Source organism: Pseudoxanthobacter sp. (assembly GCF_036822375.1).
In the GTDB taxonomy this organism is placed as follows: domain Bacteria; phylum Pseudomonadota; class Alphaproteobacteria; order Rhizobiales; family Segnochrobactraceae; genus Pseudoxanthobacter.
The window spans coordinates 1,358-5,275 of record NZ_DAISHT010000225.1; the positions used below are offsets into that span (position 1 = coordinate 1,358).

The 3,918-nt window shown below is 74.8% G+C and carries 3 protein-coding genes; 1 reads left to right on the plus strand and 2 read right to left on the minus strand.

The window, feature by feature from the left end; translation table 11 throughout:
* A partial coding sequence (locus tag V7067_RS15195) for a DUF2207 domain-containing protein (protein WP_334176748.1) occupies window positions 1-1,906 on the plus strand: 1,906 nt, incomplete at its 5' end.
* 6 nt (window positions 1,907-1,912) lie between these two features.
* On the opposite strand, the gene V7067_RS15200 is transcribed toward V7067_RS15195, so the two are convergent.
* Window positions 1,913-3,106: an MFS transporter gene (locus V7067_RS15200; protein ID WP_334176749.1), complete on the minus strand. Its 1,194-nt coding sequence runs from the start codon at window positions 3,104-3,106 to the stop codon at window positions 1,913-1,915.
* A gap of 136 nt (window positions 3,107-3,242) precedes the next feature.
* Window positions 3,243-3,815 (minus strand): helix-turn-helix transcriptional regulator, encoded by a 573-nt coding sequence (locus V7067_RS15205; protein ID WP_334176750.1) that lies wholly within the window; start codon window positions 3,813-3,815, stop codon window positions 3,243-3,245.
* Between the last annotated feature and the right edge of the window lie 103 nt (window positions 3,816-3,918).

Sequence of the window (3,918 nt, forward strand, 5' to 3'; positions counted from 1 at the left end):
GCTGCTCGTCGCGGCGTTCGTGGCGCTGTTCTCGCCGGCGGCGCAGGCGGGCGGCAGCGAGCGCATCCTGTCTTTCCTTGCGGATGTGCGCCTTGAGCCGGACGGCACGGTTGCCGTGCGCGAGACGCTGCAGGTGCGCGCCGCCGGCGAGGATATCGTTCATGGCATCTATCAGGACTTCGCCCGTGTCCGTGCCGCGGGCTACGGGCGCGAGCGGGTGGGCCTGACCGTCACGCAGGTGATGCAGGACGGTGCGCCGGCCGACTGGCACACGGCGCGGGAAGGCGAGGCCACCCGCCTCTATGTCGGTTCCGCCGACGAGACGGTGGAACCCGGCCTGCACACCTATCGCATCGACTACCGGCTGACGGGGCTGATCGATTTCTTCCCCGGCCATGACGAGCTCAACCTCAACGTCACCGGCAACGGCTGGGCGTTCCCGATCGACCGGGCGGAACTGCGGCTGAGCCTGCCGGCGGGCGGCACCATCACGGCTCTGGCCGGCTATACCGGTGCGGCCGGCGGGCAGGGACAGGATTTCACCGCCGCCCGCCCGGCCGCCGGCGAGGCCGTGGTGCGCACCACCCGGCCGCTCGAACCGGGCGAGGGCCTGACCGTCGCCGTCGCCTTTCCCAAGGGCGTCGTGGCGGAACCGGGGCCGCTCGCCCGTGCCGTGCGGATTTATCTGCCGGCGATCATCGCCATCGGCGGCCTTGGCCTCGTGACCGCCTATTATGGCGTTGCGTGGCGGCGCGTCGGGGTCGATCCGCCGGCCGGGCCGGTCATTCCGGTCTACCGGCCCACGCTGCCGCCCCACGCCATGCGCTTCATCGAGCGCACCGGCTACGACAGCGCCTGCCTGACCGCGGCGGTCATCGACCTTGCCGTCAAGGGGCACCTGCGCATCGAGGGACAGGAGAGCGGCCCGCCGCACCTGACGCGGACCGAAGGCGGCCGCCGGCCGCCGGGCGAGGGCGAGGCGGTGGTGCTGAAGTTCCTGTTCCCGGAGGGCGGGGGAAGTGTGGACCCGGCACGCGACCAGACCCGCATCGCCCGCACCGGCAAGGCGCTGGCCGGCTTTCTCCGCGGCCGGTTCCTGCGCGCCTTCATCGTCAACAACCGTGTCTGGTTCGCTGCCGGCGCCGCGCTGACGCTGGCGGTGTGGGTGGCAACGGCGCTGGTGGTGGCCGATCCGGCGGCGGTCGTCGCCGAGGCCGGCGGCACGGCGCTGCTGACGGTCGGGCTGCTGGTCGCCGGCGGCACGGCGCTGCAATCCTGGAGGGCGCTGTTCGCCGGCCGCTTCGCGGCGCTGCCGGCGGCGCTGGTGACCAGCGTGCTGGCGCTGGCGATGACCGGCGTGTGGCTGTTCACCGGCCTCGGCCTGATGCTCGATGTCGGGCTTGCGGCCTCGGTGGCGCTGGTGGCGGGTGTTGCCGTCAACCTGCTGTTCTTCCGCCTCCTGCAGCGTCCGACGGCCGCCGGGCGGGCGGCGCTGGACGAGATCGCCGGCACGCGGCTCTATCTGACGGTTGCAGAGGCGGACCGGCTGAAATTCCACAATCCGCCGGACCGCACGCCCGCCCATTTCGAGGAAATGCTGCCCTATGCGGTGGCGCTGGGGGTGGAAACGGCGTGGTCCGCCCAGTTCGGGGCGGTGCTGGCCGGCGCGGCGGCCGGGGCGGCAGCGGCGGCGATGCCGCAGCCCGGCTGGTATTCCGGCCCGGGCTGGGGCGGCGACGGCTGGCGCAACGTGGGCCGCGGCATCGGCGGGTCGCTGGCCTCGGCCGAGCTTGCCGGCCTGCGCTCTCTGGCGGCCGCGCGCGCGGCGGCCTCCGGCAGCGGGGCGGCCTTCGGGGGCGGTTTCTCCGGTGGCGGCGGCGGCAGTTCCGGCGGCGGCGGCTGGTAGGGGCCGTCAGCGCACGCGGCCGGAGGCCAGCACGGCGAGCGCGGCGAGGAGCGAAAGGGCGGCGGCGATGAGGCCGGCCACCCACCAGCCGGCGAAACTGACGGCGGCGGCGATGAGCGGCGGGCCGATCATCGAGCCGGAGGCGCCGAACTGGGCGATCAGCCCGTTGCCGAGCGCAACGCCGCGCGGGCCCTTGGCCAGCACCGGAATGCGGCCGAACAGCACCGCCGGCGCAATGCCGGCGACCGCGTTGAGGCCGACGATGGCGGCGGCGGCCGTCATCCACTGGCCGGCGCCGATGAAGGCCGCGAGGGCGAAGGCGCCCGGCACGACGAGCCCGAAGGCGGCAAGGCGCAGCGGCGGCACGCCGCGGGCCAGCGCCGTGGCGGCCACCATCGAGCCCGGAATGTTGGCGAGCGAGGCAACGGCAGCGGCAAGGCCGGCGGCGGTGGCATCGAGGCCGAAGCGGTCGACCAGAAAGCCCGGCGTGAGCGCCAGAACGCCGACGCCGACGAGGGCGTAGAGCCCGAACCCGAACGCCGTCAGCCACAGCGCCGGCGAGGGAGCGCCGTCCGCGCCGGCGGCCGGGGCCGGGCTGCGGTCGGCGCCGGCGGCGGCGGGCGGCCTCAGGCGCAGGCCGGCCACCGTCAGCAGCAGCGCGGCCGCGGCGCCGGCCAGCGGCACCGCCCGCCAGCTGAGAGCTTCCGCCAGCGGCGCGGCCAGCGCGGTGCCGATGGCCAGTCCCACCGGCACGAACGTGCTCCACAGCGCCATGGCGGCATCGCGGCCCGCGCGCCCGGCCAGCGCGGTGATGAGGGTGGGGGCGGCGACGGTGATGGCGAGATAGCCGAGGCTCTCCGCCGCGCGCCAGCCCATCAGGGCGCCGGCATCGCCGGCCAGCGCCTGCCCGGCCCCGGCGACGGCGAGAATCGCGGTGCCGGCAATCAGGCTGGCCCGCGCGCCGATGCGCCCGACAGCCATGCCCGCGACGAAGCCGAACAGCGCGCCGGAGGCCTCGATCAGCGAGGTGAGGCCGGCGGCGAGGGTCAGCGACAGCCCCAGTTCGCGCTGCAGCAGCGGGATGAGGCCGGCAAAGCGGCCGAGAGTGGCGGCCGCCAGCACGCCGAGCCCGTAGACGAACACGATCTGCGGCCAGGGCACGCGGGTTGCGGACAGAGCGGGCGAGGGGACGGGCGGCATGGGCGCTACCGGGCGGTTCGTCGACCAGCGGAAGGGGCCGGAGCAACGGGAGGGGCCGGACCAACGGCAGAGGCTGGACCAGCGGAAGAGGCTGCCCCGCCCTTAGCGCGCCGCGGCGCCGCAGCCCATGCCTAAATTAGGCAGCCGGACCGGCCGGCGGCGGCTGTTCGCCCCACGACACGGTCGTGACCAGCCGCGCAAGGCTGCCGTCTTCAAGGCGCAGGCGCTCCCAGCTCATCCAGCCCGGCCGGATGCGCAGGTCGGGATCCGCGTTGGCGCCGGTATAGAAGACGAGGCGCGGGGCGACGGGCTCGTACCAGCCCTGATCCGGCAGGCGTGCCTCGGCAGCGCGAATCTCGTCGCTGGCATAGCGCAGCAGCCGCTCACCGAGGTGAATGTCGAGCGGCGAGGTCCATTCCGCCACGCGGGCCGGGGAAGCGGCAAGCAGGCGGTGGGTGATGTCGCAGATGAGATGCACCGGCTCGCCGGCCTGCGATACCAGACGCTTCAGCGCCCGGTCGGCTCCGGGGCCGGCCGGGGCGGCAAGGAGGCGCTCCAGCGCTGCGGCCTCGCGGCCTTCCGGCCGGCCGATGCCGCGTTCCCAGCGCGATACGGTGGTCTGGTCGACGCCCAGCATTTCTGCAACGGCGGCCTGCTTCAGGCCCCGCATCGCCCGCAGGCGCTTCAGGGCGCGCCCGGGATGTGACATCATAAGGCTCCTTGTGCCGGCAAAAGGCTGCGCCGCCGGCCGGCTGCCGTCAAGGCCCCGCCGGCGAGGGGCGGACCGGGGCCGGTGCGTGACGGGGCCGGTC

Coding starts and splice junctions, on each gene's coding strand:
- V7067_RS15200 (WP_334176749.1), bottom strand. CDS start 3,106: ATGCCGCCCGTCCCCTCGCCCGCTCTGTCCGCAACCCGCGTGCCCTGG.
- V7067_RS15205 (WP_334176750.1), bottom strand. CDS start 3,815: ATGTCACATCCCGGGCGCGCCCTGAAGCGCCTGCGGGCGATGCGGGGC.